The organism is Nocardiopsis sp. B62 (genome assembly GCF_018070675.1).
GTDB lineage: Bacteria > Actinomycetota > Actinomycetes > Streptosporangiales > Streptosporangiaceae > Nocardiopsis > Nocardiopsis prasina.
Window position 1 is genome coordinate 124,076 of sequence record NZ_JAGPXK010000009.1, and the last position, 24,615, is coordinate 148,690.

The 24,615-nt window shown below is 70.0% G+C and carries 20 protein-coding genes; 8 read left to right on the forward strand and 12 right to left on the reverse strand.

Annotation, left to right across the window (positions count from 1 at the left end; translation table 11 throughout):
* Positions 1-31: 31 nt before the first annotated feature.
* From KBX21_RS12620 to KBX21_RS12670, 11 genes are all read right to left on the reverse strand, one after another.
* Positions 32-958 (reverse strand): SDR family oxidoreductase, encoded by a 927-nt coding sequence (locus tag KBX21_RS12620; RefSeq protein ID WP_210842003.1) that lies wholly within the window; start codon positions 956-958, stop codon positions 32-34.
* A gap of 897 nt (positions 959-1,855) precedes the next feature.
* On the reverse strand, positions 1,856-3,175 hold the full coding sequence (locus KBX21_RS12625) for a YjiH family protein (protein ID WP_049570186.1): 1,320 nt from the start codon (positions 3,173-3,175) through the stop codon (positions 1,856-1,858).
* A gap of 230 nt (positions 3,176-3,405) precedes the next feature.
* Positions 3,406-4,152 carry a phosphotransferase family protein gene (locus KBX21_RS12630; RefSeq protein ID WP_210842004.1) on the reverse strand — a complete coding sequence of 249 codons (747 nt, stop codon included), beginning with the start codon at positions 4,150-4,152 and terminating at the stop codon, positions 3,406-3,408.
* 106 nt (positions 4,153-4,258) lie between these two features.
* Entirely contained in the window at positions 4,259-5,257 is a 999-nt protein-coding gene (locus KBX21_RS12635; protein WP_049570191.1) for an ABC transporter substrate-binding protein, read from the reverse strand.
* Positions 5,254-6,039: an ABC transporter ATP-binding protein gene (locus KBX21_RS12640; protein ID WP_049570193.1), complete on the reverse strand. Its 786-nt coding sequence runs from the start codon at positions 6,037-6,039 to the stop codon at positions 5,254-5,256. The genes KBX21_RS12635 and KBX21_RS12640 overlap by 4 nt, the downstream gene beginning before the upstream one ends.
* Positions 6,039-7,157, reverse strand: coding sequence for an iron ABC transporter permease (locus KBX21_RS12645; RefSeq protein WP_210842005.1), 1,119 nt, complete (start codon positions 7,155-7,157; stop codon positions 6,039-6,041). The genes KBX21_RS12640 and KBX21_RS12645 overlap by 1 nt, the downstream gene beginning before the upstream one ends.
* 207 nt (positions 7,158-7,364) lie before the next feature.
* A complete protein-coding gene (locus KBX21_RS12650; RefSeq protein WP_049573314.1) occupies positions 7,365-8,057 on the reverse strand; it encodes a haloacid dehalogenase type II in 693 nt (230 codons plus the stop codon).
* 166 nt (positions 8,058-8,223) lie between these two features.
* Complete coding sequence (locus KBX21_RS12655; protein ID WP_049573318.1) at positions 8,224-9,414, reverse strand: GDSL-type esterase/lipase family protein; 1,191 nt, start codon at positions 9,412-9,414, stop codon at positions 8,224-8,226.
* Positions 9,415-9,688: 274 nt separating this feature from the next.
* Positions 9,689-10,156: a hypothetical protein gene (locus KBX21_RS12660; protein ID WP_210842006.1), complete on the reverse strand. Its 468-nt coding sequence runs from the start codon at positions 10,154-10,156 to the stop codon at positions 9,689-9,691.
* Between the two features lie 133 nt (positions 10,157-10,289).
* Entirely contained in the window at positions 10,290-11,297 is a 1,008-nt protein-coding gene (locus KBX21_RS12665) for an ABC transporter substrate-binding protein (protein WP_210842007.1), read from the reverse strand.
* Between the two features lie 146 nt (positions 11,298-11,443).
* Positions 11,444-12,211: a siderophore-interacting protein gene (locus tag KBX21_RS12670; RefSeq protein WP_199776592.1), complete on the reverse strand. Its 768-nt coding sequence runs from the start codon at positions 12,209-12,211 to the stop codon at positions 11,444-11,446.
* A 474-nt stretch (positions 12,212-12,685) separates the two neighbouring features.
* Between KBX21_RS12670 and KBX21_RS12675 the strand changes: the two genes are divergently transcribed.
* The 5 genes from KBX21_RS12675 to KBX21_RS12695 all read left to right on the forward strand — a co-directional run bounded on the left by KBX21_RS12675 (position 12,686) and on the right by KBX21_RS12695 (position 20,674).
* Entirely contained in the window at positions 12,686-14,473 is a 1,788-nt protein-coding gene (locus KBX21_RS12675; RefSeq protein WP_307869199.1) for an ABC transporter ATP-binding protein, read from the forward strand.
* Positions 14,470-16,278 (forward strand): ABC transporter ATP-binding protein, encoded by a 1,809-nt coding sequence (locus KBX21_RS12680; protein WP_210842008.1) that lies wholly within the window; start codon positions 14,470-14,472, stop codon positions 16,276-16,278. The genes KBX21_RS12675 and KBX21_RS12680 overlap by 4 nt, the downstream gene beginning before the upstream one ends.
* Positions 16,279-16,512: 234 nt before the next feature.
* Positions 16,513-18,516, forward strand: a complete 2,004-nt coding sequence (locus tag KBX21_RS12685; RefSeq protein WP_210842009.1) for a hypothetical protein — start codon at positions 16,513-16,515, stop codon at positions 18,514-18,516.
* A gap of 155 nt (positions 18,517-18,671) precedes the next feature.
* Positions 18,672-19,355, forward strand: a complete 684-nt coding sequence (locus KBX21_RS27120) for a GntR family transcriptional regulator (protein WP_049573336.1) — start codon at positions 18,672-18,674, stop codon at positions 19,353-19,355.
* Between the two features lie 62 nt (positions 19,356-19,417).
* Positions 19,418-20,674 carry an MFS transporter gene (locus tag KBX21_RS12695; protein ID WP_049573340.1) on the forward strand — a complete coding sequence of 419 codons (1,257 nt, stop codon included), beginning with the start codon at positions 19,418-19,420 and terminating at the stop codon, positions 20,672-20,674.
* Position 20,675: 1 nt separating this feature from the next.
* Here the strand turns inward: KBX21_RS12695 and KBX21_RS12700 are convergent, their stop codons facing one another.
* Positions 20,676-21,197, reverse strand: coding sequence for a hypothetical protein (locus KBX21_RS12700; RefSeq protein WP_049573343.1), 522 nt, complete (start codon positions 21,195-21,197; stop codon positions 20,676-20,678).
* Positions 21,198-21,483: 286 nt separating this feature from the next.
* On the opposite strand from KBX21_RS12700, the gene KBX21_RS12705 reads away from it, so the two are divergent.
* The 3 genes from KBX21_RS12705 to KBX21_RS12715 are packed head-to-tail and all read left to right on the forward strand — an operon-like array spanning position 21,484 to position 24,604.
* Positions 21,484-22,743: an ABC transporter substrate-binding protein gene (locus tag KBX21_RS12705; RefSeq protein WP_049573346.1), complete on the forward strand. Its 1,260-nt coding sequence runs from the start codon at positions 21,484-21,486 to the stop codon at positions 22,741-22,743.
* The gene (locus KBX21_RS12710) at positions 22,740-23,738 is read left to right on the forward strand and encodes a carbohydrate ABC transporter permease (protein WP_049573351.1); all 999 of its coding nucleotides are present in this window, start codon (positions 22,740-22,742) and stop codon (positions 23,736-23,738) included. The genes KBX21_RS12705 and KBX21_RS12710 overlap by 4 nt, the downstream gene beginning before the upstream one ends.
* A complete protein-coding gene (locus tag KBX21_RS12715) occupies positions 23,735-24,604 on the forward strand; it encodes a carbohydrate ABC transporter permease (RefSeq protein ID WP_017547151.1) in 870 nt (289 codons plus the stop codon). The genes KBX21_RS12710 and KBX21_RS12715 overlap by 4 nt, the downstream gene beginning before the upstream one ends.
* Positions 24,605-24,615: the final 11 nt, after the last annotated feature.

Below are 24,615 nucleotides of genomic sequence, written 5' to 3' on the forward strand. Positions count from 1 at the left end.
TGGTTGCGCCGGACGTGGGACGCCCGCGCCCTCAGTGGGAAGACCGCGCTCGGGCCCCCGTCGAGTGCAGGTAGTCGACGGCTCGTCGGCTGATCCCGGGGGGCGGTAGCAGGCCGAGGGATTCCAGTCGTTCGGTGCGCAGCCAGGGACGTTCGGGCCGGACGACCCCGCCGGGGGCAGGCTGGGTGGGGCGCAGTAGATCCGGGGACAGTCCGGCGGCCTCGGCGACGATGCGGCCCCACTCGTATTTGGTGGCGCCCTCCTGCGTGGCCACGTGCAGGACCCCCGTGAGGTCGTCCGCGATGGCCCGCGCCAGGATCGCGGCCACGTCGTGGCTCCAGGTGGGTTGGCGCTCGTAGTGGTCGTCGAGGTCGACGGAGTGGCCCTGGCCCAACGCCTCCAGCATGGCTTCGAGCCAGGTGGGGGCGCGGTGTGGGACCGGATCGCCGTACAGCACGGGCAGGCGGACCGTGAGCGCACCGGGGGCCAGGGCGGCGTGATGCTCTCCGAGGAGTTTCGTCTCGCCGTAGGTCTGGAGCGGAGCGGGGGTGTCGTCCTCGCGGTACCCGTCGCTGGCCGATCCGTCGAAGACGTACTCCGTGGAGATGTGGACGAGCTTGGCGCCGTACCGTTCGCATGCCAGTGCGACATTCTCGGTGGTCTTGGCGTTCAGCAGGTGGGCCGTGCGCGGGGCGCGCTCGCACACCTGGACGTCGGGTGCGGCGACACAGTGCACACACACCTGTGGGGTGTGATCGGCGAAGTAACGGTTGACCTGTTCCGGGGACGTCGCGTCGACTCTGTGCAGCCCTGGGGCGTCGTTGCGGTACGACCAACCCGTGACAGTGTTCACAGTTTCCGGGAACTGCGTATCTTCCGGAACTCCTGTGCGGAACGCCCGCATCACCCGACTGCCCAACATTCCACTGGCGCCGGTTACGAGAATGTTGCGTGACATGTGATGACCCGTTTCAAAAAGGCTTGGGTTGTCCGGAAAGACACCAGGTCTGCCTCGATTGGCGAGCGGTAGGTGCAAGAGTGGTTGGCTCACCTTGTGGGTATTGGGGGATGTTCTTCGGTGGTGAGACCGTGGGAGTGTTCGCGCCTGGGCCGCCGAGGCCTCTGCCTGTGCGGATCGCGCACCTCGTGACTCTGTCGCCGTCGGCTGTATAAATTCAGATCAGAAGCGTGGAGGCGTGCCTGCGGGGGTGGATTCTGCGGCCTGGGGGGTGAAGGGAAAGGATTCGGAGTGTGAATGTATCAGTTGATATCCGAGGAGGAGTTGCGGTGGCGTAAACAATTCACGCGAGAATCGAATAGAAACTTGGGAGCGCTCCCAATGCTTTCTGGGGAAGATTAACTGTGCGATCGATGCGCTGTCAACCACTTCCCTGCGGTGCGGTCCTGTTGTATGGTCGACGACCAGTCGTATCTTCCCTGGTTGCAAGAAGTCATCACGATGTGGGAAATGGTCGGTGGCCAAAGCGCGAACACTGGTGGTGGCAACGACCGTTGGTGGTAAAACGCCCTGCTCCTGACGACCGGTTGTGTCGTCGGCTGACTACTCGCCCCCTCCCCGCGACCAAGATCGTCGGTTCAGGAACCACGTCCTGACGGGGCCTTCGTGTGTCCGTCCGCGCGGACGCGATCCAGGGCCCACAGGTGGCGACCGGACGTGCTTGGCCGCTTCCTGCGGGCCCTGGGCGTACCGCTGGAACGAATTCCCGCCGGGGAGGAACCACGTGCGGAACCGTTCCGACCGGTGCGGGCCGACCGGCCGACCGCGCCTCAACGGTTCCCGTGACTTTCATCAGGGCCACCGCACCCTCGCGGTCAGGAACCCGCTCTCCTGCGGTCAGAGACCGACCAGCAGGTAGGCCAGGGGACCGGCGATGAGCACGCTGAGGATGACCCGCTGGAACCAGATCACCACGAGCTGGCCCACCGTCAGCGGGATGCGCGTGGCCAGGACGCAGGGGACCAGCGCGGAGAAGAAGACGATCGAGGACACCGACACGACACCGACCACCAGGCGGAGCACGAGGTCCTCGGACCCGGCGGCCACGGTCGCGGGCAGAAACACCTCGGCGATCCCCACCGAGAGCGCCTTGGCGGCCAGCATGGGGTCGGAGAGCCCCACCACCCAGGTGAACGGGACGAACACGTAGGCCAGCAGGTCGAAGACCGGGGTGGAGTGCGCCACCACCAGGCCGATGGTGCCCACGGACATGATCGACGGAAGGATGGACATGCTCATCCGGACCCCGTCGGCGAAGTTCACCCACACGTTGCGCGGCAGCGACGGCGCCGCGAGCAGGGCCCCTCGGGCCTCCTTCCAGGCGTGGCCGAGGCGGTTCCCGGTGACCTCCTCCTCCGGCTGCGGCGTCGCCCCCGGGAAGTGGTCGTCCGGGATACGGCTCAGCGGGGGGACGCGCACGAGGATCGCGGTGACCGCGTAGGTGACGAAGAAGGTCAGGAAGAAGTAGGTCAGCCAGATACCCATCAGGTCCAGGGTGTTGGCGATGACCACCATGAACGTGACCGAGACCGTGGAGAACCCGATCGCGATGATCGCCGCCTCCCGGCCCGTGTAGCGCCCGGACTGGTAGACGCGGTCCGTGATGAGCAGCCCCAGCGAGTAGCTGCCCACGAACGAGGCGGCGGCGTCCACGGCTGAGCGCCCGGGAGTGCGCCACACGGGTCGCATCACGCGTTGCAGCAGGACCCCGACGAACTCCATGAGCCCGTACCCCACCAGCATCGCCAGGAAGATCGCGCCGACCGGGACCAGGAGTCCGACGTTGACGGCCACGGCGTTGAACAGGAAGGGCGCGAGATCCTCGCCCATGAACCAGTCCGGGCCGACGTCCAGGATCACCATGGAGGCCACGGCCAGGCCCACGATGTTCAGCAGGGCGAACACCAGCTTCACCCTGCTGTGCCGCCACGTTCCGGTGACGAAGGGGACCACCGTCCCAGCCGCGATGAGCAGCCAGATCACGTAGGGCAGCGCGGGCCCGAGCGCGGTCTGGAGGAGGGTCACCAGATGGTCCAGCGGGATGGCGTTCCGGCCCTCGAAGGTCACCGGAACGAAGAACATGAAGATGCCGATACCGCTGTAGACGACCAGGCGCCACGTCCCGGCCGCCTTCGAAGCGGTCGCGTTGTCGCTCACGGGGGGCTCCTCCTGCCTCTGAAATGGGAGTATTCCGGGAATCGAAGCAGAAAGTGACGCGGAACACCCGGGTCCGAGAGGAGAAAGAGTCCGAGATCTCGGACATCCGGTTCCGGTCCGGCCCGCGTCTGCTGGCGTCGACCGCTCCCCGCACCTGCCCAGAGCGAGGGCGGGCGACCGCCTCGCAGGAGGCCTGCTCGGCGCATACGGAGCGGTCGGGCCGCGCGGCCTCACATCCGGGATCTCAGCACGTCGACCTCACAGCCCGGCGCGAACGGATCGAAGCCGTGCTCCAGTAGCCAGCGAACCCCCAGGAGGCTGCGCAGGGACCACCACGCGCGGATCACGTCGAGATCGACATCGGTGCCGTAACCGGTGAGGACCTCGTCGAGGCGCGCCTCGTGTCCGAGCGTCAGGGTGGCGAGGTCGAACAGCGCGTCACCCCTGCCCGCCTCGGACCAGTCGATGATGCCCGTGACCTCGTCGCCGTCGACGAAGACGTGCTCGATCTGCAGGTCGCCGTGGGTGAACCTGGGTGTCCACGGCCGGATGGCGGTCTCGGCGAAGCGGCGGTTGCGGGTGACCAGGTCGGCGGGCAGAATCCCGTTCTTCACGAGTGACTCGCACTCCTCGTCGAGCTCCGCCGCCAACTCGTCGGGGTCCCGGCGGCGTCGGCCGGGCCAGGGCGGCAGAGGTGCCTCGTGCAGTTCCCGGACGGCGGCGCCCACCGCGGCCCACGCCGTGGACGACGCGGTCGATCGCCCACCGAGACGCCCGAGCGCTGTCCCGGCGAGCGCGGAGACCGCGAGCACCGGCGGTTCGCGCCACAGGACCTCCGGGGTCGGGACCGGCGCCAGGGACATCGCCTCGCCCTCGACGTCGACCCGCGCCTGATCGGCGTCCACCTTCAGGAACACGTGCCCGACGCGCAGGGTGGCGCGCTCGGAATGGGCGGCGACCACTTCGACCTCATCCATAGGCGGCCAGTATCCCCGGGGACGGGCACCGACGTCACCGGGTTTTTCGCCCACTGTGACGCGGGGCCGCCTCGGCACTCCTCACCGGGACGGCCCCGTCGGGTACTCAGCCCAGCTCGCGCAGGTACTCCGCGAACTTCTCCAGACCGTCGATGTTCCTCGGGCCCGAGATGCCCTCGTTGTAGTCCAGCACGAAGAAGTTCTCCTCGGTCACGGCCGGGACCCCCGCCATGGCGGGGGAGGAGGTGAGGAAGTCGATCTTCTCCTGGGCGGGCTGGTCGCCGTAGTCCAGGATGATGATCACCTCCGGCTCCGCCTCCACCACCGACTCCCAGCCCACCTGGGTCCAGCGCTGCTCCAGGTCACCGAAGATGTTGGCGCCCCCGGCGTGCTCGATGATGTCGTGCGGCGGGACCTGGTTGCCCGCCGTGAAGGGCTGGTCGGTGCCGGAGTCGTAGAGGAAGACGGAGGCCGGGTCACCCTCGGGCACCTGCTCCTCCACCGCCGCGACCCGTTCCCGGTAGTCCTCGACCAGCTCGGTGGCGCGCTCCTCCACTCCGAAGATCCGCCCCATGCGCTCCAGGTCCGTGTACAGCCCCTCGAACGGCGTCACCCGTTCGGGGTGCCCGGGGTAGTTGAAGCAGGACTCTGAGTGCATGAAGCTCTGGACGCCGATGCCGTCGAGGATCTCCGGGGTGATGCCCCGCTGGTCGCTGAAACCCGAGTTCCAGCCCGCGACCACCAGGTCCGCCTCCGCGTCCACCACCAGCTCCCGGTTGAGCAGGTCGTCGCTGAGGAACTCCACCGCCGCGTAGTCCTCGGCCCACGGCGACTCCTCCACCGGCGGGTTGGCCGGGGGCATCACGTAGCCGTGCACGTGGTCGACCAGCCCGAGCGCGAACAGCTTGTCCGCGCTGCCGCCCTCGTAGGCGACCACCCGCTGCGGCGTGGTGTACTCCACCTCCTCGCCGCAGCGCTGGACGGTGACCGGTCCGGCACCGGCCTCGGAGACGCCCTCGACCTGGGCGCCGCAACCGGCGAGCAGGACCGAGACGGTCACGAGGGGGACCAGGGAGAGGGGGCGGAGCGGGATTCGGGGATTCATCGGTGGACCTTCCTTGAGGGTGGGAGTCTGTAGAGCAGTTGAGGGCCCCCGGTGAGGGGGTGGGGCACGACGGAGGCCTCCACGCCGAAGACCTCGCGCAGCAGACCCGGGGTGAGGACCTTCTCCGGGGTGCCCGCGTCCACGAGCGCACCCTCGGAGAGCACGCCGATCACGTCACAGGCCGAGGCGGCCAGGTTGAGGTCGTGCAGGACCACGAGCACCGTCACGCCCACGTCCCGCAGCAGGGAGAGCAGGTCGAGCTGATGGCGCACGTCCAGGTGGTTGGTGGGCTCGTCCAGCACCAGCACGCGCGGTTCCTGGACCAGGGCGCGGGCCACCAGGACCCGCTGGCGTTCCCCGCCGGACAGCTCGAGCACGCCGCGCCCGGCCAGGTGAGCCACGTCCAGCAGCTCCATCGAGCTCCGGCACAGCTCCCGCTCACGCGCGCTCAGCGGCTGGTTCCCACGTAGGTGGGGGGTGCGTCCCAGTGCGACCAGCTCCGCCACCGTGAAGTCGAGGTCGCTCCCGTTCTCCTGCGTGAGCGCCGCGACCCGCTGGGCGCTGGCACGCGGGCTCATCGAGGTCAGGTCCTCGCCGCCGAGCAGGACCCGGCCCGCGCTGGGTCCCAGGGCCCGGTACACGCAGCGCAGGGCCGTCGACTTGCCGGAACCGTTGGGTCCGACGAGCCCGACCACCTGCCCGTCGGGGACGTCCAGGGTGAGCCGTCGCACGATCCGGACGCCGCCCAGGTCCACTGACAGATCGTCGATGCGCAGGTCCATCAGCGTCCTCCGAACAGGTAGCCACGACGGCGCATCAGCGCGATGAACACGGGAACGCCGACCAGGGCCGTGATCACGCCGAGGGGGAGCTCACGTGGGGCCACCACCACCCGGGAGACCAGGTCCACCCAGACCATGAGCACCGCGCCCGCCAGCGGCGCCACAGTGAGCACCCTGCGGTGGTCGGCGCCCACGAGGATGCGCACGATGTGCGGCACCACCAGGCCGACGAACCCGATCGCGCCGCTCACCGCCACCATCGCGCCGGTCATGACGGCGGTCAGGACGAACAACCACCGGCGCAGACGGTCCGCGTCCACCCCGAGGCTGGCGGCGGTCTCGTCGCCCAGCGCCGTCACGTCCAGTGAGCGGGCCCGGGAGCGCAGCAGTAGCACGCCCAGCACCACGGCGGCCGCGACCACGGGCAGCGAACCCCAGGTGGCCGCGCCGAAGCTGCCCATGGTCCAGTACAGGACGGTGCTGGTGGCCTCGTTGCTCGGGGCGAGGTAGACGATCACGCTCATGACGGCCTGGAAGCCGAAGGACAGCGCCACACCCGTCAGGACCAGACGCAGCGGGGTGACGCCCATCCGCGAGTAGGAGACGGTGTAGACGAGCAGGGTCGCCGCCAGGGCCCCGGCGAAGGCCCCGGCCGAGACCGCGTGCACACCCAGGGCCGAGACGCCCAGGACGCCGACCAGGACGGCGCCCACGGAGGCCCCGGAGGAGACCCCGAGGATGTAGGGGTCGGCGAGGGGGTTGCGCACCATCGCCTGGACGGCCACGCCGACCGCGCCGAGCCCGGCGCCCACGATGGCGGCGAGCAGGACCCGGGGGGTGCGGATCTGCCAGATGACCTGGTAGCGCGTGAGCTCGTCGGCCTGGATACTGCCGCCGCTCAGGGCGGCCCAGAGGTAGCGGACGGTCTCCTGCGGGGGGATGACCGACGAGCCGAGGCCGATCGCCAGGACGGCGGAGACGACCAGCGCCAGGGTGAGGACCAGGGCGGCGGTCGTGGTGCCCGCCGGTGTGGTCAGCCAGCGGACCCGGGGGGCGGGTTCGGGGCCGGGATCGACGGGCGGGGTGAGGGGAGCGGGGGGAGCGGGGGCGTGCCGCATCCGATCTCCCTTCCTGTGAGGGCGGGGAACGAGTGGATATGAAAACGGTTTTCATTCTAAGCACAGACTTGGGCACTCGCGTCCACTTTCGGAGAAGGAGAGCCGACCGGACACACGAAAGAGCCCGTCGGCGGTCCCGTGCCGACGGGTTCGTTCGAACCGCGGGCATGGGACCACCGACGGGCGGATCGGTCCTGGTGGGAAGGGTCAGACGGCGTTGAGCTGGATCGCCAGCTCGTCCAGGCTCCTCGCGGTCAGGTCGAAGGAGTCGGTCTCGGCGGGCGGGTCTCCGCCCGGGCGTTCGACGTAGGCGGTCCGCAGGCCGAGCTCACGCGCGCCGCGCAGGTCCCACGCGTGGGCGGCGACCATCAGCAGGCGCTCCGGAGCGCACTCCGCGTTGGCGACCGCCAGCCGGTAGACGTCCGCGTGGGGCTTGTAGGAGCGAGCGTCCTCGGCGGTGAGCGCCCGGTGCCAGCGCAGCCCGGCGTGCGCGCTGACGCGGGTGAGTGCCGCACCGCTGGCGTTGGACAGGCCGACCACCGAGTAGCGCGAGGCGATCCGCTCCAGCGCCCGAACGGAGTCGGGCCACGGCTCGAGGCGCAGCGCGGCGTTCGCCAGATCGAGGACCGCCTCATCGTCGTCTATGCCCGCCTCGGCCGCCACGCGCGCGGCCGCCTCCAGAACGAGCTCCGTACCGTTCGCGTAGGGGACACCGCCCGCGAGGATCTCGCGCTGGCGGCCCTCGACGTGCTCGGACCACACTTTGAGGAGCCGCTCCACCTCCTCCCCGTCGGTGTTCGGCAGGGCCGTGCGGATGCCGCGCCTGATCCCGTCGGGCTCGTCGACCATGGTTCCGAGGACGTCGAAGACGATCGTGTCGAGGTCGGGGAGTGAGGTCACGGGAGGACTCCTGTGGGTCTTCGGCCGCGCCACCCGGGGCGCGCGGGCTCGGTCGTCGGACACGGACGGGGCGGCTCTCGTGCCCGCCCCGCATCCGCCGGGCCCAGCGAGCATAGCTCGCCGGACCCGCTCCGGTCCGTCCCGGTCCGCCGTGTCCGCCCCGGCCTCAGGCGGCGTCGTTGACCGGGGCGAAGGGCCCGCCGGCGCCGAAGGCGAGCTCCGCGAACCGGGTGCCGATGCGGTGGTGCGCGGCGGTGTCCGGATGGATGCGGTCGGGCAGTGGCAGCTCCGCGTGGTCCGCCTCGCCGTAGAGGTCGCGCCCGTCCAGGTAGGACAGGTGCGGGTCCTCCACCGAACGCTCGCGCACGATCCGGGACAGCTCCTCCCGGATCGACGAGAGCGTGAGTTTGCCCGAGGCGCCCTCCCCGGGGTCGCCGGTGGCCCGGAACAGCTTCCGGCCGGCGCGCAGGGCCTCGGTGTCGAAGGCGGCGGGGCCCGGGGTGTGCTCCTGGATGGGGCACAGGATCGGTGAGACGACCAACAGCGGTGTGTCGGGATGCCCCTCGCGGACGGTGTCCAGGAAACCGTGCACCGCCGGGCCGAGGGCACGCATGCGCATGATGTCCCCGTTGGCCAGGTTGATGCCGATCTTCACGCTGATCAGGTCGGCCGGGGCGTCCCGCATGGCGCGCGCGGTGAACGGGTCGAGCATGGCGCTGCCGCTCAGCCCCAGGTTGACCAGGTCCACGGGTTCGCTCGCGGCCGCCACGGCGGGCCAGATCGAGGTCGGACTCGTCGCGTCGGAACCGTGGCTGATGGAGCTGCCGTGGTGCAGCCACACCCGGCGGCCCCGGTCCGGGACGGGCTCGACGGGGGCGTCCGTGCGCAGGGCGACCAGTCGCGTGGACTCGTCGTGCGGAAGCCAGATCTCCACGTCCTTGACGCGGTCGGGCAGGTCGGTGAAACGGGCCGTGCCCACGGGTCCGGGCCGGTGGTCCACGGCGCCGGTGGCCATGTCGAAGGTCAGGGTGTCGCCGCCGGACACGGTGGTCCGGGCGGTGAGTCGGCCGTCCACGAGCAGGTCGTACACCCCGTCCGGGCGCGTGGGCAGACCCGCGTGGACCCGCTTGGTGGGCAGGGCGTCGAGTTCGATCACGGTCGCCCGGGTGCGCAGGAGCAGCCGCACGCCCGAAGGCTGGGACTCGGCCAACGCCAGCAGCGGTTCGGTGTTCTGGGCGCGTGCCCGCGCGGGCAGCCGGTGCGGGATCAGGCCTCGCTCCGTCTGCTCCCACTCGGTGGCACCGAACAGGAACTCCGTGGTCAGGGGTGTGGTGGTCCAGTGGTGTTCGGTGTGCATGGTCCTCCCTCTGAGCCGTACCGGTTCGGGCCGGTCCGGCTTCCCGGACGAGGGTAGGGCGAACCGAGGGATTCCGCGACGCCCGGGTGCGCCAGGGGGCAGGGAAAACACCTGCCAGGATCCGGAACGCCCCGCGTATGGATGGCCAGCACGGCGAGGGTGACGGACGGGCGGGGGCTCGGTCCGTCATCGCAGGGGTGGGGACCAGCACCAATGTGCTCCTTGGTCTCCAAAGCCACGGCGATCATGAACGGGGCCTGCGAGCCGCGTCGCGCTACGCCGCGTCCTCCGGAGGTGACGAGGCCTGGGCGCGTGAGGAGGGCAGGAGCAGGAGGGCGAACGTGGCCCAACAGACTGCCGCGGCCAAGAGGAAGGGGTCCGTGAGGGTGGTAAGGAGATCAGTGGCGCTGTCCGCGGCGACAAAGGATACTCCCGCAGCCAGGAAGAAGGTGCCGACGCCGCCCTGGAGGATCAGGGCTGCCCGCCACTGCCGTTTCAGTCCGGGCTGTAGCGCGATGGCCAGGCCGAAGGCGGCCGAGGCCAGAGCGGCGATGGGGAACGCCCACACCAGGGACCACAGGTCCAGGGGCCAGTCCGCGAACACGGAGATCACGAACCAGAACACGAACAGGGCGCAGATCAAGAAGCCGGGCAGCGCCTGGAACAGCATGATCACCTTGGCGCACGCGATGCCCAGGGGTAGTGGTGGAGCCGGTTCGAAGGGAACCTGGGGGTGGGACATCCGTTCCTCGTTTCCCGGAGGGGAGGTGTACCCGGATCCTACGGCCACCCCCCTGGGAACGGCAGGAGGGGCCGGGGTGGCGACCCCGACCCCTCGCGAGGCCTTCGGTGGAACGCTCCGGTTCCCGCGCTGACTAGTCCTCCAGGGTGTCCTGGATGATCGGGACGATCTCGTCCAGCGCGTGGTTGATGCCCAGGGTGGATCCGCTGGAGAAGGCGTTGGCCAGCTCCGGGTCGTCCAGGACGATCAGGCGCCCGGCCTCGGCGGAGGGGATGCCCTGGAGGACCGGGTCCTCCTTCAGGAACTCGGTGGTCTCGGCGTCACCGATCGGGAAGACGATCGTGAGGTCGGCGTCCAGCTCCTCCACGAGCTCGGCGCTCAGATCCGTGTAGAAGGCGCCGTCGGCCATCTCGACCAGCTCCGGCTTGTACTCGAAGCCCAGCTCGGTGAGGACGTCCACCCGGGTGTCACCGGGCACGTAGGCCCCGTACTGGCCGTCGAAGTAGGCGCCCACGGCGATGGTGAGGTCGGCGAACTCGGGGTTGTCGCCGCGCAGCTCCTCGAAGCGGCCCTCCAGCTCGGTGACCAGTTCCTCACCGCGCTCCTCCTCACCCAGGACCTGGGCGACCTGGCGGGTCTGCTGCTGCCAGGTGGTGCCGTAGGTGACCTCGACCTCCGGCGGCGGGCCCACGACGGGGGCGACCGGGGAGAGGAGGTCGTGGCGGTCCTGGGAGTTGTCGGAGCGCGTGTCCAGGATGACGTCGGGCTCCAGGGAGGCGATCGCCTCGATGTTGGGCTCCATGGTGCCCAGCTGCGAGGGCTCGGAGTCGAAGAGGTCGGCTGCCCAGGGGCCCACGCCGGTGCCGCCGTAGGCCTGCCAGTCGGCCACCCCCACCGGCTGTACGCCGAGGGCGAGGGCGGTCTCGGCGTCGGACCAGCCGAGCGCGGCCACGTTCTGGGGCCGGTCCTCGATCTCCACGTCGCCGAAGAGGGTCTCGACGGTGACGGGGTAGCCCTCGGCGGCCTCGCCCGAGGAGTCGGAGGAGGCACCGGAGCCGCCGCCACCGCACGCGGCGAGCAGGACCGTGGACAGGGCACCGGCGGCGACCAGGCCGAAGCGGGTGGACGGACCGGGGTTCATGGGACCTCGCTGGCGATGATGAGCTTAGCCTTGCCTAAGCTGGGATGGTCCAGATTAGCGTGGCTTGGGGATGGTGTGACCAGTGGGGGAGGGGTGGCGTGAAACACGCGGTCGGGGCCACTCTCGGCGGCCCCGGAACGGGGTGCTCAGTCGACCCCGGCGACGCCCGCGCGCCAGTAGCCCACGAAGGTGATGTCGTCCTTGGACACGGCGCGGTCGCGCACCAGGGCGCGGCGCAGGCCGGTGGGCAGGGCGTTCTCCCCGGCCACCCAGCAGTAGGGGCGGCCCTCGGGTAGGTCCGCCGCGCTCACCGTCTCCAGAGCCAGACGCCCCGGAGTGGCGTGGGCGTCCTCGCGCGGCAGCCAGTGCACCTCCACCCCCGGCGGCACGTCCAGCTGCCGCACGTCCTGCGGGGAGGGGACCTCCAGGTAGACCTTGGCGCGCAGGTCGCGCGGGGCCTGCTCGACGATGGACAACAGGGCGGGCACGGCGCTCTCGTCGCCGACGAGCAGGTGCCAGTCGGCCTCGGCCGGGGGCAGGTAGTAGATGCCCTCGGGGAACAGGCCCACCTCGTCGCCCTCGCTGGCAGAGATCGCCCAGGTCGAGGCGGGGCCGCCGTCACCGTGCGCCACGAACTCGATGTCGAGTTCCAGTGCCCGGGGGTCGAACCGGCGGATGGTGTAGTTGCGGACGTAGGGGCGGGTGTCGTCGCCCATGTCGCGGTACTGCGGATACCAGCCGTCGTCCTCGGCGTCCGGCAGGACCAGTCGTTCCTGCCCGGGGCGGCGGAGGAAGACCCGCACGCACTGGTCGCGGCCGAGGAACTCGAACCCGGCCAGTTCCGGGCCGGTGACGGTCACGGTGATGAAGTGGTCGGTGGTCCGCTCGGCGCGTGCGACCCGGGCACGGATCATCTGGCGGTGACGCGGGGGTTGGATACGCAAGCGGGTGACCCTTCGCGGAGGAGTGACGGCGGGTTGTGAGGTTAGGCTAACCAATACCATGGGTGCTCGGCAATGCCCGTATCTGCGACAAAGAGGTCATCCCGTGGTCGGAGGTCGTGTCACCGATGGCTACGCTGGACCGGGCCCTGTTCTTTGGATCATTGCGCGCCGACGACCACCGGGTGCTCTCGCTTCCACCGATGAAGCTCGGACAGCCGACCCGGGCTGGCCGTCGCTCCACGGCCTGCGAGAGAACGCCGGTCCCCGCTGTGCCACGCTGCGGATCCCGCGTAGCGGCGCACAGTAGGGGAGGCGGCCGCTCGCACCGGTGGCGGCTCCGCCATCACCTGCGAAAGCATCCAGAAAACAGGCCCCGGCCGAGACACCCCTGACGGCCCAGGGTCCACTCGCCGCCACGTCCTCCAGCCCGAACGGAGTCTCCCCGTGACCGCGGCCATCGCCAACGCCACCCCGGTCGCCGCCGAACCGGTCCCCACCACCGCGAAGGCCCTGCGCGCGCGTACCCTGCGCCGCCACCGGGCCCGGGTGACCCTCGGCGTCCTCCTGCTCTCCCTCCACCAGGTCTGTGAGGCACTGGTCCCGGTGGCGATCGGCCTCACCATCGACCTCGCCGTCTCCACCGGTGACACCACCGCCCTGCTCTGGTGCGTGGGCGGACTGGCCCTCCTCTTCACCTGCCTGGCCCTCGCCTACCGCTCCGGCGCCCGCTTCACCCTCAACGCCGTCGAACGCGAGGCCCACCTGCTGCGCCTGGAGTCCGCCCGGCGCGTCCTGCACCCCCGTGGCGAACGCAGCGGCCTGCGCTCCGGCGAGGTCCTGGCCGTGGCCACGTCCGACGCGGAACAGGCCTCCACGTTCGTGCGCGCCTGGGCCGTGGGTATCGCCCAGGTCACCGCGATCGTCGTCACCACCGTCGTCCTGCTCACCATCAACCTGCCCCTGGGCCTCGGCGTCCTGCTCGGCGTCCCGCTGATGCTTCTGCTCCTGCGTCTGCCCGCCGCCCGCATCACCCGCCGCACCGAGGCCAAACAGGCCACCGCCGCCCGCGCCACCGCCATGGCCACCGACCTCGTCGGCGGTCTTCGGGTCCTCATGGGCATCGGCGCGCGCCACAACGCCTCCCTGCGCTACCGGCGGGCCAGCGACGTCGCCCTGACCGCGTCGGTGGGCGCCGCCGCCACCAACGGCCTCTACAAGGGCCTGGTCACCGCCGCCGGCGCGGTCTTCCTGGCCTGCGTCGCCGGAGTCGCCGGATGGATGGCGCTCCAGGGGCACCTGACCATCGGCGAACTCGTCATCGTGGTCGGCCTCGCGCAGTTCCTCGCCGAACCCGTCCGGGCGCTGGGCATGGTCGGCCAGATGTTCGCCGTCGCCCGCGCCTCCGCCCAGCGCCTCGTGCGCCTGCTCAACGCGCCCGACGCCGTCGCCCCCGGTGACCGGCTCCTCCCGGACACGCTCCCCGAGGTCCCGCCCGCCGTGGAACTGCGCGGGGTCACCCACCGCAACCTCGACGGCGTGGACCTGACCGTGGCCCAGGGAGAGTTCGTCGCGGTCCTCGCCACCGACCCGCGCGACGCCGAGGATCTGGTCGACCTCCTGACCGGCCGTGCCGCCGGAGCGGGGGGATCCACCCTCGTGGGAGGCGAGCCGGTCAACGACCTCGACCTCACCTCGCTGCGCCGCACCGTCCTCGTGGAGGAGCACGGCAGTGTCCTGTTCGAGGGCACGCTCCGCTCCAACCTGGCCGTCAGCCGCGCCTCCCGCGACGACCGCGCCACCCCGGCCGCGCCCGTCACCGGGGACGACGCCCTTCTCACCGCACTGGCGGCTGCCGCCGCCGAGGACCTGGTGAGCGGCCACCCCGACGGGCTCGACCGGCCCGTCACCGACCGTGCCGCCAACCTCTCCGGCGGCCAGCGGCAGCGCGTCGCCCTGGCCCGCGCCCTCTTCGCTGACCCGCCCGTGCTGGTTCTGCACGACCCCACCACCGCGGTCGACGCGGTCACGGAGGCCGCCATCGCCCAGGGCACCGTCGACCTGCGTGCCCGGCGCTCACCCGGCGGCGCCACCCTGGTCATCGCCAGCAGCCCGGCGTTGCTGGCCCGCGCCGACCGGGTGGTGGTGCTGCGGGAGGGCCGGGTGCACGCCGAGGGCACCCACGCACGACTGGCCGAGGACGACCCCCACTACCGCGAGGCGATCCTGCGATGAGCACGCAACCCGTCACCAGGCCCGAACCCCCGGAGACCGAACCCGAGGCGCCCGCGGCGCCCGGTCCCGAACTCCTGCCCACCGCCGACGCCCGGCGCACCTGGGCCGTCCTCGGCGACGGGCTCAGGTCCATTCCCTGGGCCACCGCCCTGGCCCTGCTCACCGTCCTCGGAGGCAGCGCCGCCGGGCTGGTCGCCCCCTGGGTGCTCGGCTCGATGGTCGACGACATCTCCGCGGGAGCTGGCCTGGAGGCGATCCTGCGGTCGGCCGCGCTCATCGCCGGTGCCGCCCTGGTCGGGGGCGTCCTGGTCGGGCTCGGCGCCTGGCAGGTCAGCCGGGTCGGCGAGACCGTCCTGGCCCGGCTGCGCGAACGCGTGATGGAGCGGGTCCTGCACATGCCCGCCGCCCGGCTGGAGAAGGTCCGGATCGGCGACCTGCTCTCCCGGGTCGGCGACGACGTCGCCGTGGTCACCAACGCCATCGCGCGCAACGGGCCCGAGGTCGTCACCGCCCTGGCCATGGTCGTGCTCACCACCGTCGGAATGGCCGCCCTGGACTGGCGTCTGGGCCTGGCCGGACTGGCCGCCCTGCCCTTCTACGTGTGGGCGGTGCGCTGGTACATGCCGAGGTCGGGCCCCTACTACGCGCGCGAACGGATCGCCATGGGGGAGCGCTCGCACGCGCTCATGGGCGCCCTTCGCGGCCGGGGCACCGTGCGCGCCTACCGCCTGGAGGAGGAGCACGAACAGGTCATCGCGGACCGCTCACGCACCGCGATGCGACTCACCATCGACGTGTTCTACCTCTTCACGCGGCTCGGTGCGCGCATGAACGGCTCGGAGTTCGTCGGGCTGGGCGCCGTCCTGGTCGTCGGCTTCTTCCTGGTGCGCGGCGACCTCGCCACCGTCGGCATGGTCACCGCCGCCGCCCTGTTCTTCCACCGGCTCTTCGGCCCGATCGGGTTCCTGGTGATGAACTTCAACGACGTCCAGCAGGCCGGGGCGAGCCTGGCCCGGCTGGCCGGGGTCATCGACCTGCCCGTGGCCGAGGACCCGCGCCCCGAGGAGGGCCCGGCCGGTACCTCCCTGCGCGTGGAGGCGGTCAGCCACGCCTACGCGCCGGGAGCGCCCAAGGCGCTGGACGGGGTGACCCTCGGGGTCGCCCCCGGCGAACGGGTCGCGCTCGTCGGCGCCAGCGGGGCGGGCAAGACCACTCTGGCCGCCGTGGTCAGCGGTCTGCGGGCGCCCACCTCCGGGACGGTGTTCCTGGGCGGTGTCCCCCTGGACGAACTCGGCGAGGCGCGCGTGCGCGAGCACGTCTTCCTGGTGAGCCAGGAGACCCACGTGTTCGCCGGGACCCTCCTGGACGACCTGCGCCTGGCCCGCGCCGAGGCCGCCCCCGCCGAGGTGGAGAGCGCGCTGGAGGCCGTCGGAGCCCTGGAATGGGTGCGCGCCCTGCCCGAGGGGCTGGAGACGGTCGTCGGCGAGGGCGGGCACGCGCTCACCGCCGAACAGGCCCAGCACCTGGCCCTCGCGCGCCTCGTCCTCGCCGACCCCGACCTGGCGGTGCTCGACGAGGCCACCGCCGAGGCGGGAAGCTCCGGCGCGCGCCGTCTGGAGAACGCGGCGGTCGCCGCCACCAAGGGCCGGACCACCCTGGTGGTCGCGCACCGCCTCACCCAGGCGCAGACCGCCGACCGCGTCGTCGTCATGGACCAGGGCCGGATCGTGGAGGAGGGCACCCACGACCAGCTCGTCGCCGACGGCGGCCGCTACGCGAGACTCTGGCGCAGCTGGCAGAGCTGATCCCGCCGGTCACAGTCTGAGAGGGGGCGTTCGCTCAGGCGGACGCCCTCTCCCGTTTCGTGTGCTCAAGAGACCCGGAGCCAGCCCCAGGCCCACGGAAACTGTCCTGGTGTGGCCAACGCTCGACCTCGATGGGAATGACCGTGGTAGTGATTGCCTGTCGTGCACCGACCTGAGTGCGTGAACCGTGAGCGGACGGGAAAGATGAGCGCTGAACCACGAGACCCCCATCGTGTGGCCGAAAACGGAAAACACGAGTTCTTCGTGAAAGGCAGCGGTGCTGTCTGGAACGAGGTCCACGACGCCTCGTACATCGCACAGCTTCTCCAAGCCAGGGACGTCTACGGGAATATATACTTCGGAGACGTCAAACACCTGGAACCCTCAAGATACCCTGAGGAGTATTTGGACTACCTGGCGAGCGTCCATGTGGTCGAGAGCGAGTCCGAATTCGAGCGGGCGAGTCGGGGAATCTCCAAGCGGCGCTATGGCTACATCGTCGGAAATCCGGGGAGCGGTAGAGAGATCACCGCCGTGACCCTCCTGGTTCGTAACGGGTTCTCAGTGCGCTACCTCCTGTTGGAGGCTGAAGAGTTGGGGCAGCTTTCGCGTATCCCGCATCAGTCGGGCTTGGGATACATTATTGATCTTTCCAGCCTGGGTGAATCTTTCGATGACGCCAAGAGAAAGATCATGAATTTCTGGATTCAGGCCAAGAGTATGGGCTGCGTCGTACTGGTGGTTCTGAGGCCGGGGCAGCGTAGCAAGGAGGGCTTCCAGAGTTCACCCCTGGTGATGCAGCCCGTGTCCGGTGTTCGGGTGTTCGCCTCCCACCTGGAACACCTGACTGGGGAGTCGGCGAGCGCCTGGGTGTCTCGGCGCGATGTAGTCGAGGTCCTGGATTCCGCGACGCCTGAGTCAGCCGTGCGACTGGCTCGCATTTCCGCTGAGTGCCATCCCCGTTTCGAAGCGGATCTCGACGCTTGGGTCTCCTCATCGCTGGCCGCGCACGGGAGGTGGGGTCAGGAAATTGAGAACTGGTTCGATGGCCACCGGGGCGAGGGTGGGGTATGGTCTCGCATCGTCCTGATCTCTTGTGCCATGTTCGAGGGTTTGGATGCCGTTACCGTGCTCTCCTCCGCTGATCGTATGGCCGAGGACCTGGGGCGATCCTGCGGTGATGCCGGAGGACTGGCTGGGTCCGGTGTCGCCGCTGCCCTCCGTATGGTCGGTGCGACCTGTTCGGCTGACGGCGCAGTCGGTTTCGACGGATACCAATATGGTTCAGCAGTGCTTGACTACGTTTGGGTTCAGCATCCAAGAATGCGAAAGGAGCTCCTTGAGTGGTCCACTCGTCAGCGCACTGAGATATCTACAGAGCAGGCAGAGGAATTGGCTGCCAGGTGGGCCAAGTTGCTCATTAGAAATGGATCTGAAGAATGGGATGTGCGAGCCTTCAGGTTCTGGATGGAGAAATCCGGCACCTTGTCCATGGCAGTGGCCTTTGCTGCTCACGTGGCATCGGCGCCGACCTTTGGCAAGCGCATGAGGGCTCGCCTCTATACGATCGCTAAGAATCCTGTGATTCCCATGCAGGCGAAGGCTGTGGCGCTCGTGTGTGAGCGATTGGGTAGGGTGAATATCACCTCTGCTCTGGTTCGCCTCAGGCACCTGGCGGGTGCGGAAGACGGATCCGTGCGAGCTCAGGTCGAAAACTCCCTTGTGGCTTTGGCGGGAGTTGATTCCGCATGGTATCCACTTGTTCTGGAAGTGGTTGGATGGATCGGAGGGTCTGACGATAACAGGGAGAATGTGGCCTGTGGTTTCGTGGTTCGTGAACTGAATTCACTAGAAGAAAATGGCTCGCTTCGGCTCTTGAATCGTGCTGAATCTTCGGTGGAAGCGGATCGCGTGGGTGTGGCGATTGCCTGGATGTGGAGTGCTCTGCTGGACACGTCGAATGAGGAGTTGGTTGCCCGCGCTGCGGAGAAATGGATTCCCCTGGCCGTTCGAAGGTGTGCTCAGGGAGAAGTCTTCAGGGAACTCCTCAAGTCGGCTATCCAGGGAGGGACTCGGAGCACTCGTGCGGAGATTACTCGACGGACCGTGACCGCCAACAGGGCCGTGAGCCTCTGGTGTGCTGAGAACGCTGAACTGGCGGAAGAACATCAGGCCGCCATTCTCACGCTCCACGACATGATTCACCTGGCTGGACAGGGTAGGGGTCTGGCCGAATAGAAGGCGGGTTCGTCGCGCGACCGTCGTGGTGCTCTTCGGGGGCCTCGGCTGATGGGTAATCCCGCTCCGTGTGATGCGCCGAACAGGGGACACCGGCTCAGGGAAGGCTGGCACACAACTAGTATCTATGTTGTATCCAACCCCCGGGAGGTCCAGTGAGCGCGAGCGGTGTCGGCGGAGGAGAACCGGTGGTGGGAGCGGCCACGGAGCCGGAGTCGGCGGCGGGACGGGCCTATAACGTCCTGCGGAACCGCATCCTCGACGGGGAGTTCGAGGACGGCAGCATGCTCAGCGAGGGCCGCGTCGCCGCCGAACTGGGGATGAGTCGCACCCCCGTGCGAGAGGCCTTCCTCCAGCTCCAGGCAGAGGGGTGGATGCGCCTGTACCCCAAACGCGGCGCCATGGTGCGCCCGGTCCCGCCGCACGAGTTCCGTGAGGTCCTCCAGGCGCGCCAGATCATCGAGTCCGCGGCGGTCCGCACCGTGTGCGCCTCGGCGGGCGGCTCCGAGCGGCTGGTCCGACGCCTGCGCGAGGTGACCGAGGAACAGCGGCGCGCCTGGGAGGAGGACGACCTCGCCGCCTTCACCCGGGCCGACGTCGAGTTCCACCGGGAGGTGGTGGCCGCGGGCGGAAACTCGATCCTCCAGGGCTTCCACCAGCTCCTCCAGGACCGCCACCGGCGCATGACCACGCAGTCGATCAGCGACGACACCACCCGCGCCGAACGCGTCCTCGCGCAGCACGCCGGGCTGGCCCGGCTCATCGAGGAGGGCGACGCCGAGGGCTACGCCCGGGCCACCGCCGAGCACCTGAGCGACATCCACGGCTCCACCGTGTGACACCCGCCTCCGCCCCCGCCCCCCGTTCCCTGAACCCGAACTCCGAGGAAGCAGCAGCAGCCATGGCCACGATCGAGGCCCACAGACCAAGCCCGCACGCACGGACCGGAGCCGGGCGGCGCCGAGCCCTGCCGGGCTGGCTCGCCGTCTGCGGCACCCTCTTCGCCGTCGCGTGGGGCGGCAACGAGTTCACTCCGCTCCTGGTCATGTACCGCCTGGAGAGCGGTATGAGCGTGCAGGTCGTCAACATCCTGCTCGGCGCCTACGTCCTGGGCATCGTGCCCGCCCTCCTCGTGGGCGGGCCGCTCTCCGACCGCCACGGACGCCGCCCCCTTCTGTTCCCGGCGCCGATCCTGTGCGTGATCGGCAGCGGGCTGCTGGCCCTGGGATCGGAGTCGGTCGCCCTGCTGTTCGCCGGGCGCGTGTTCTCCGGTCTGGCCCTCGGCCTGGTCATGGCGGTGGGCACCAGCTGGGTGAAGGAGCTGTCCCAGCCGCCCCACGACACCGGCGCCACAGCCGGGTCCGGGGCGGTGCGTGCCTCGCTCGCGCTCACCCTCGGATTCCTGCTCGGCGCGGTCGTCGCGGCCGCCATTGCCCAGTTCGCGCCGATGCCGGCCGTCCTGCCCTACGCGGTCAACATCGTGATCACCTTGCTGCTCGCGGCGGCCCTGCCGCGGGTCCCGGAGACCCACGGCAGGGGGAGGGCGCCCGGCCGGCTCCTGGATGACCTGCGAGTCCCTGTCGCACTGCACCGCCGGTTCCTGCTGGTGGTCGTGCCCATGGCACCGTGGGTCTTCGGAACGTCCGCCAGTGCCTACGCGATCCTGCCCAACCTGCTCGCCCACCGGGTGCCGGGTTACGAGGTCGGCTTCTCCGGGCTGCTGTGCATGGTGGCGCTGGCCAGCGGGGTCCTCAGCCAGCAGGTGGCCAAGCGTGTGGACAGCCCGCGGTCCTCGCGCGCGATCCTCGTCGCCCTGGGCATCGCCGCCGTCGGCATGGCCCTGGCGGTGTGGGCCTCGGCCGCACTCACGATCCCGGCCGCGCTGGTGGCGGCGGCGGTGCTGGGCGCCGCCTACGGTCTGCTGTTGGTGTCCGGCCTCCAGGAGGTCCAGCGCATCGCGGGACCCGACCGTCTGGCCGGGTTGACCGCCGTCTACTACTCGCTCGCCTACCTGGGGTTCTTCGTCCCCGCGGCCCTGTCGGCGCTCACCGGATGGTTCGGGTATCCGACCATGTTCGCGGTCGGAACGGGCCTGGCGCTCCTGTGCGCCCTGGCCGTCACCGTGTCCTGGCGCCGCCACCTGCCCGGCGCGCACTGACTCAGCACTCGGGCGGGAACTCGTCGGTGCCCACGAGCGCCCCCTCACCGCTGGTGTGCGTGCCCAGGTACACGCCGTCGTCGGCGGCCAGGAGTTCCGTGTCGAAGCCCAGCGTGGCGATGTCGTGCTCGGCGTCGTTCTCCAGCGCGGCGGCGGAGGTCACTCCCAGGGTGTACTCGGTCTCCGGGGAGTCCGGCACCACCCGGTAGGCCGGTTCCCCGTCCAGGTCGGTGATGGTCCAGTCCTCGCCGGGCGCCCCCAGGTCCACCTCCAGGTGGTCGCCCTCGAACTCACGGGTGGCGTTCAGCCGCCAGCCGTGGTCCTGCGAGGCGAGGTCGATTCGCGCGGGTGGACTCTCCCCGCACCAGGACACCAGGACCACCGGGAACTGGTGGCGCGCGGAGAAGTGGCCGGTGGCCACGGCACCCACCGCACCGCCGTCGGGCACGCAGGAGGACAGGAGGAGACAGGCCGGGGGGAGGAGCGCCAGGCGTCGCAGGGCGGCTCGGTCAAGGACTGACATGCCGTGATTGTGCCAACCGCTGTGGCGTGCCGTGCGGGGCGCCCGGCGGCTTCGGGGCCGGGCAGGCGGAACACCACAGGTCACGCGAGGGTCGCGACGAATCCCGCTCACAGTGTCGCTTCGGCGTGTCCCGTCACCGCGGGTGCGTCTCCGATTCGTGATCCGCCCCGCCCTTGACCTAGGTCGCCGGGGTTGCGAAGGATGGCGAAATCGGATTTTCGGTGACTTGTGACACTTGGGGCGGTGCGTCACCGTGGACGGGGCGGCCGCCCGGAGAGGGATGCGTATGCGTTCACGGCGGTGGTCGATTGCGGCCTCGGGGCTCGGGCTCACACTCCTGGCCACGGCCTGCGGGGGCGGAGGCGGGGCCGGAGACCGGGTCGAGGTCTTCTCCTGGTGGACCGGCGGAGGTGAGGAGGCCGGTCTGAACGCGCTCATCGAACGCTTCGAGGAGCAGAACGAGGGGATCGAGTTCGTCAACGCCGCCGTCGCCGGGGGATCGGGCACCAACGCCCAGGCCGTGCTGGAGGGACGGCTCCAGAGCCAGGACCCGCCGGACTCCTTCCAGGGGCACGCGGGGGCCTCCCTCCAGGACTACATCGAGGCCGGCTACCTCGCCCCGCTGGACGACTTCTTCGACGAACAGGGACTGCGCGAGGCCTACCCCGACCAGCTGGTCGAGCAGATCTCCTACGAGGACAGCGTCTACTCGGTCCCGGTGAACATCCACCGGTCCAACGTGATGTGGTTCAACCCCTCGCTGCTGGAGGAGGCTGGGGTCGAGGGCCCGCCCGAGACCCTGGACGAGCTGGTCGAGGCGTTGGAGGCCGTGGACGCCGAGACCGACGCGATCCCCATGGCGGTGGGCGCCCAGTGGACCGTCGACCACCTGCTGGAGTCGGTGCTGCTGGGATCGCTGGGCACCGACGCCTACAACGCCCTGTGGGAGCCGGGCGCCGCCTGGGACACCCCGGAGGTGGCCGAGGCGCTGGAGACCTTCGAGACGATCATGTCCCACACCCAGGAGGAGTCGGCCGCCGAGGACTGGCAGGAGGCCTCGCGCCGGGTGTCCGAGGGCGAGGCCGCCTTCAACGTCATGGGCGACTGGGCGGCCGGGTACTTCGACGAACTGGGAGCGCTCCCCGGAGAGGACTACGACTGGGCTCCCTCCCCCGGAACGGACGGCACGTACATGTGGCTGTCGGATAGCTTCACCCTTCCTGCGGGCGCCCCCAACGAGGAGAACGCCTACTCCTGGCTCGAACTCGTCGCCAGCCAGGAGGGCCAGGACCTGTTCAACCCCCTCAAGGGCTCCATCCCGGCCCGCTCCGACGCCGACCCGGCCAACTACGCGGACAGCCCCTACCTGGAGTCCGCCCTCGCCGAGTGGCAGGCCGGACCACAGCTGGCGGGATCGTTCTGGCACGGGGTGACCGTGGGCAACCGGTGGAAGAACGACATCGACACCGCGGTGGGCCTCTACCTCCAGAGCGGGGACCTGGAAGAACTCAACGCGGCCCTGCACGAGGCCGCCCAGTCCGAATGAGCGCGTCCACAGAACCCGGGGCCGCCGCGCACGGCGGCCCCGGCCACCCGAAACGTCCCGTACCGGGAACCCGCGCGCACCCGACACGCTTCCGACGGGCACTGACCAGGGCCCGCACGTGGTTCCCGGGCCTGCTGATGGTTTCCCCGTCGATCCTGCTCATCGGCGTGTTCGTCTACGGCATGATCGGCTGGAACACCCAGCTCGCCCTGAGCGACAAGCACGCCCCGATCCAGGACGGCTCCTTCGTGGGGCTGACCAACTTCGTCCAGCTGTGGCAGGAGGCCCGGTGGCCCGCCGCCGTGAGCAACGCGGTGGTGTTCACCGTGGTGTTCGTCGGCGGCGCGCTGTTCCTGGGCTGGCTCCTGGGCCTGCTGCTGGACAAGGGCATCCGGGGCGAGGCGGTGTTTCGCACCCTCTTCCTCGCCCCGATGGCCGTCTCCTTCATCGCCACCGGTGTCGTGTGGCGGTGGCTCATGAACCCGGCGCCCGCCGAGCGCGCCACCGGGCTCAACGCCCTGTTCGTCCACCTCAACATGGACTTCCTGGTCAACGACTGGTGGACCGCGCCCGACTTCGGCATGGCGGCGATGGCGCTGCCCGCCGTCTGGCAGTTGGCCGGGTACGTCATGGCGCTGTTCCTGGCCGGGTTCCGCGGGGTGCCCGAGGAGCTGCGTGAGGCGGCCCGCGTGGACGGGTGCTCGGAATGGGGCGTGTACTGGCGGGTGGTCATGCCGCAGCTGCGCCCGGTCGTCCTCAGCGCCGTCATCATCCTGGGACACATGTCGTTGAAGGTGTTCGACCTGATCATCGCGGTGGCGGGCCAACAGATCGTCGCCGACGTCCCCGCCGTGTACATGTGGGCGATGGTCTTCGAGGTCCGCGACCCGGCCAAGGGGGCCACGATCGCGTCCTACCTGCTGTTCGCGGTGGCCGTGTTCGTCATCCCCTACCTGGTGTGGACCGTGCGCAAGGAACGGAGCGAGGGCCGATGACCCAGAGCGCACCCGAGCGGGTGGTCGCCCCCGGCGGCGGCGCGTCCGGGACCACGCGACGCGGGCAGGCGGTCAAGTTCACCGTGCTGTTCGTGCTCGCGGCCCTGTTCCTGCTGCCGATGTACGTGCTGGCGGTGACCGGGTTCAAGCCCTTCGACGAGGCCACTGCCGCCCAGGCGTGGCTGCTGCCGCGCAACTGGAGCCTGGAGGGGTGGTCGACGGCCTGGTCGTCGCTGGCCCCGGGACTGTGGAACAGCGTGCTGATGGCGGTGCCGAGCGCGGTCATCTCGGCCGTACTCGGCTCGATGAACGGCTACGTGCTGGCGCGCTGGCGCTTCCCCGGCGCGGACACGGTGTTCACGCTGTTCCTGTTCGGGATGTTCATCCCCTACCAGGCGGTGATGATCCCCCTCCAACAGATGCTGGTGAGCGCCGGGCTCATGGGCGGGCTGTTCCCGCTCATCCTGGCGCACACGGTGTACGGCATCCCGATCTGCACGCTCATCTTCCGCAACTACTACGCGAGCATCCCGGGGTCCCTCATCGAGGCGGCACGGGTGGACGGCGCGGGTCTGCTGCGCACGTACGCCCACGTGGTGCTGCCGGTGTCGGCACCGGCGTTCGCGGTCACACTGATCTGGCAGTTCACCTCCGCGTGGAACGACTTCCTCTTCGCGGTGTTCCTGACCGGGCCCAACAGCTGGCCGGTGACGGTGCAGCTGAACAACGTGGCCGGGTCCATGGTGGTGCCCTACAACCAGCAGATGGCGGCGGCGGTGCTCGCCTCACTGCCGACCCTCCTCATCTACCTGGTGCTGGGGCGGTACTTCATGCGCGGCCTCATGGCGGGCGCGCTGAAGGGTTGACCGGGATCGGC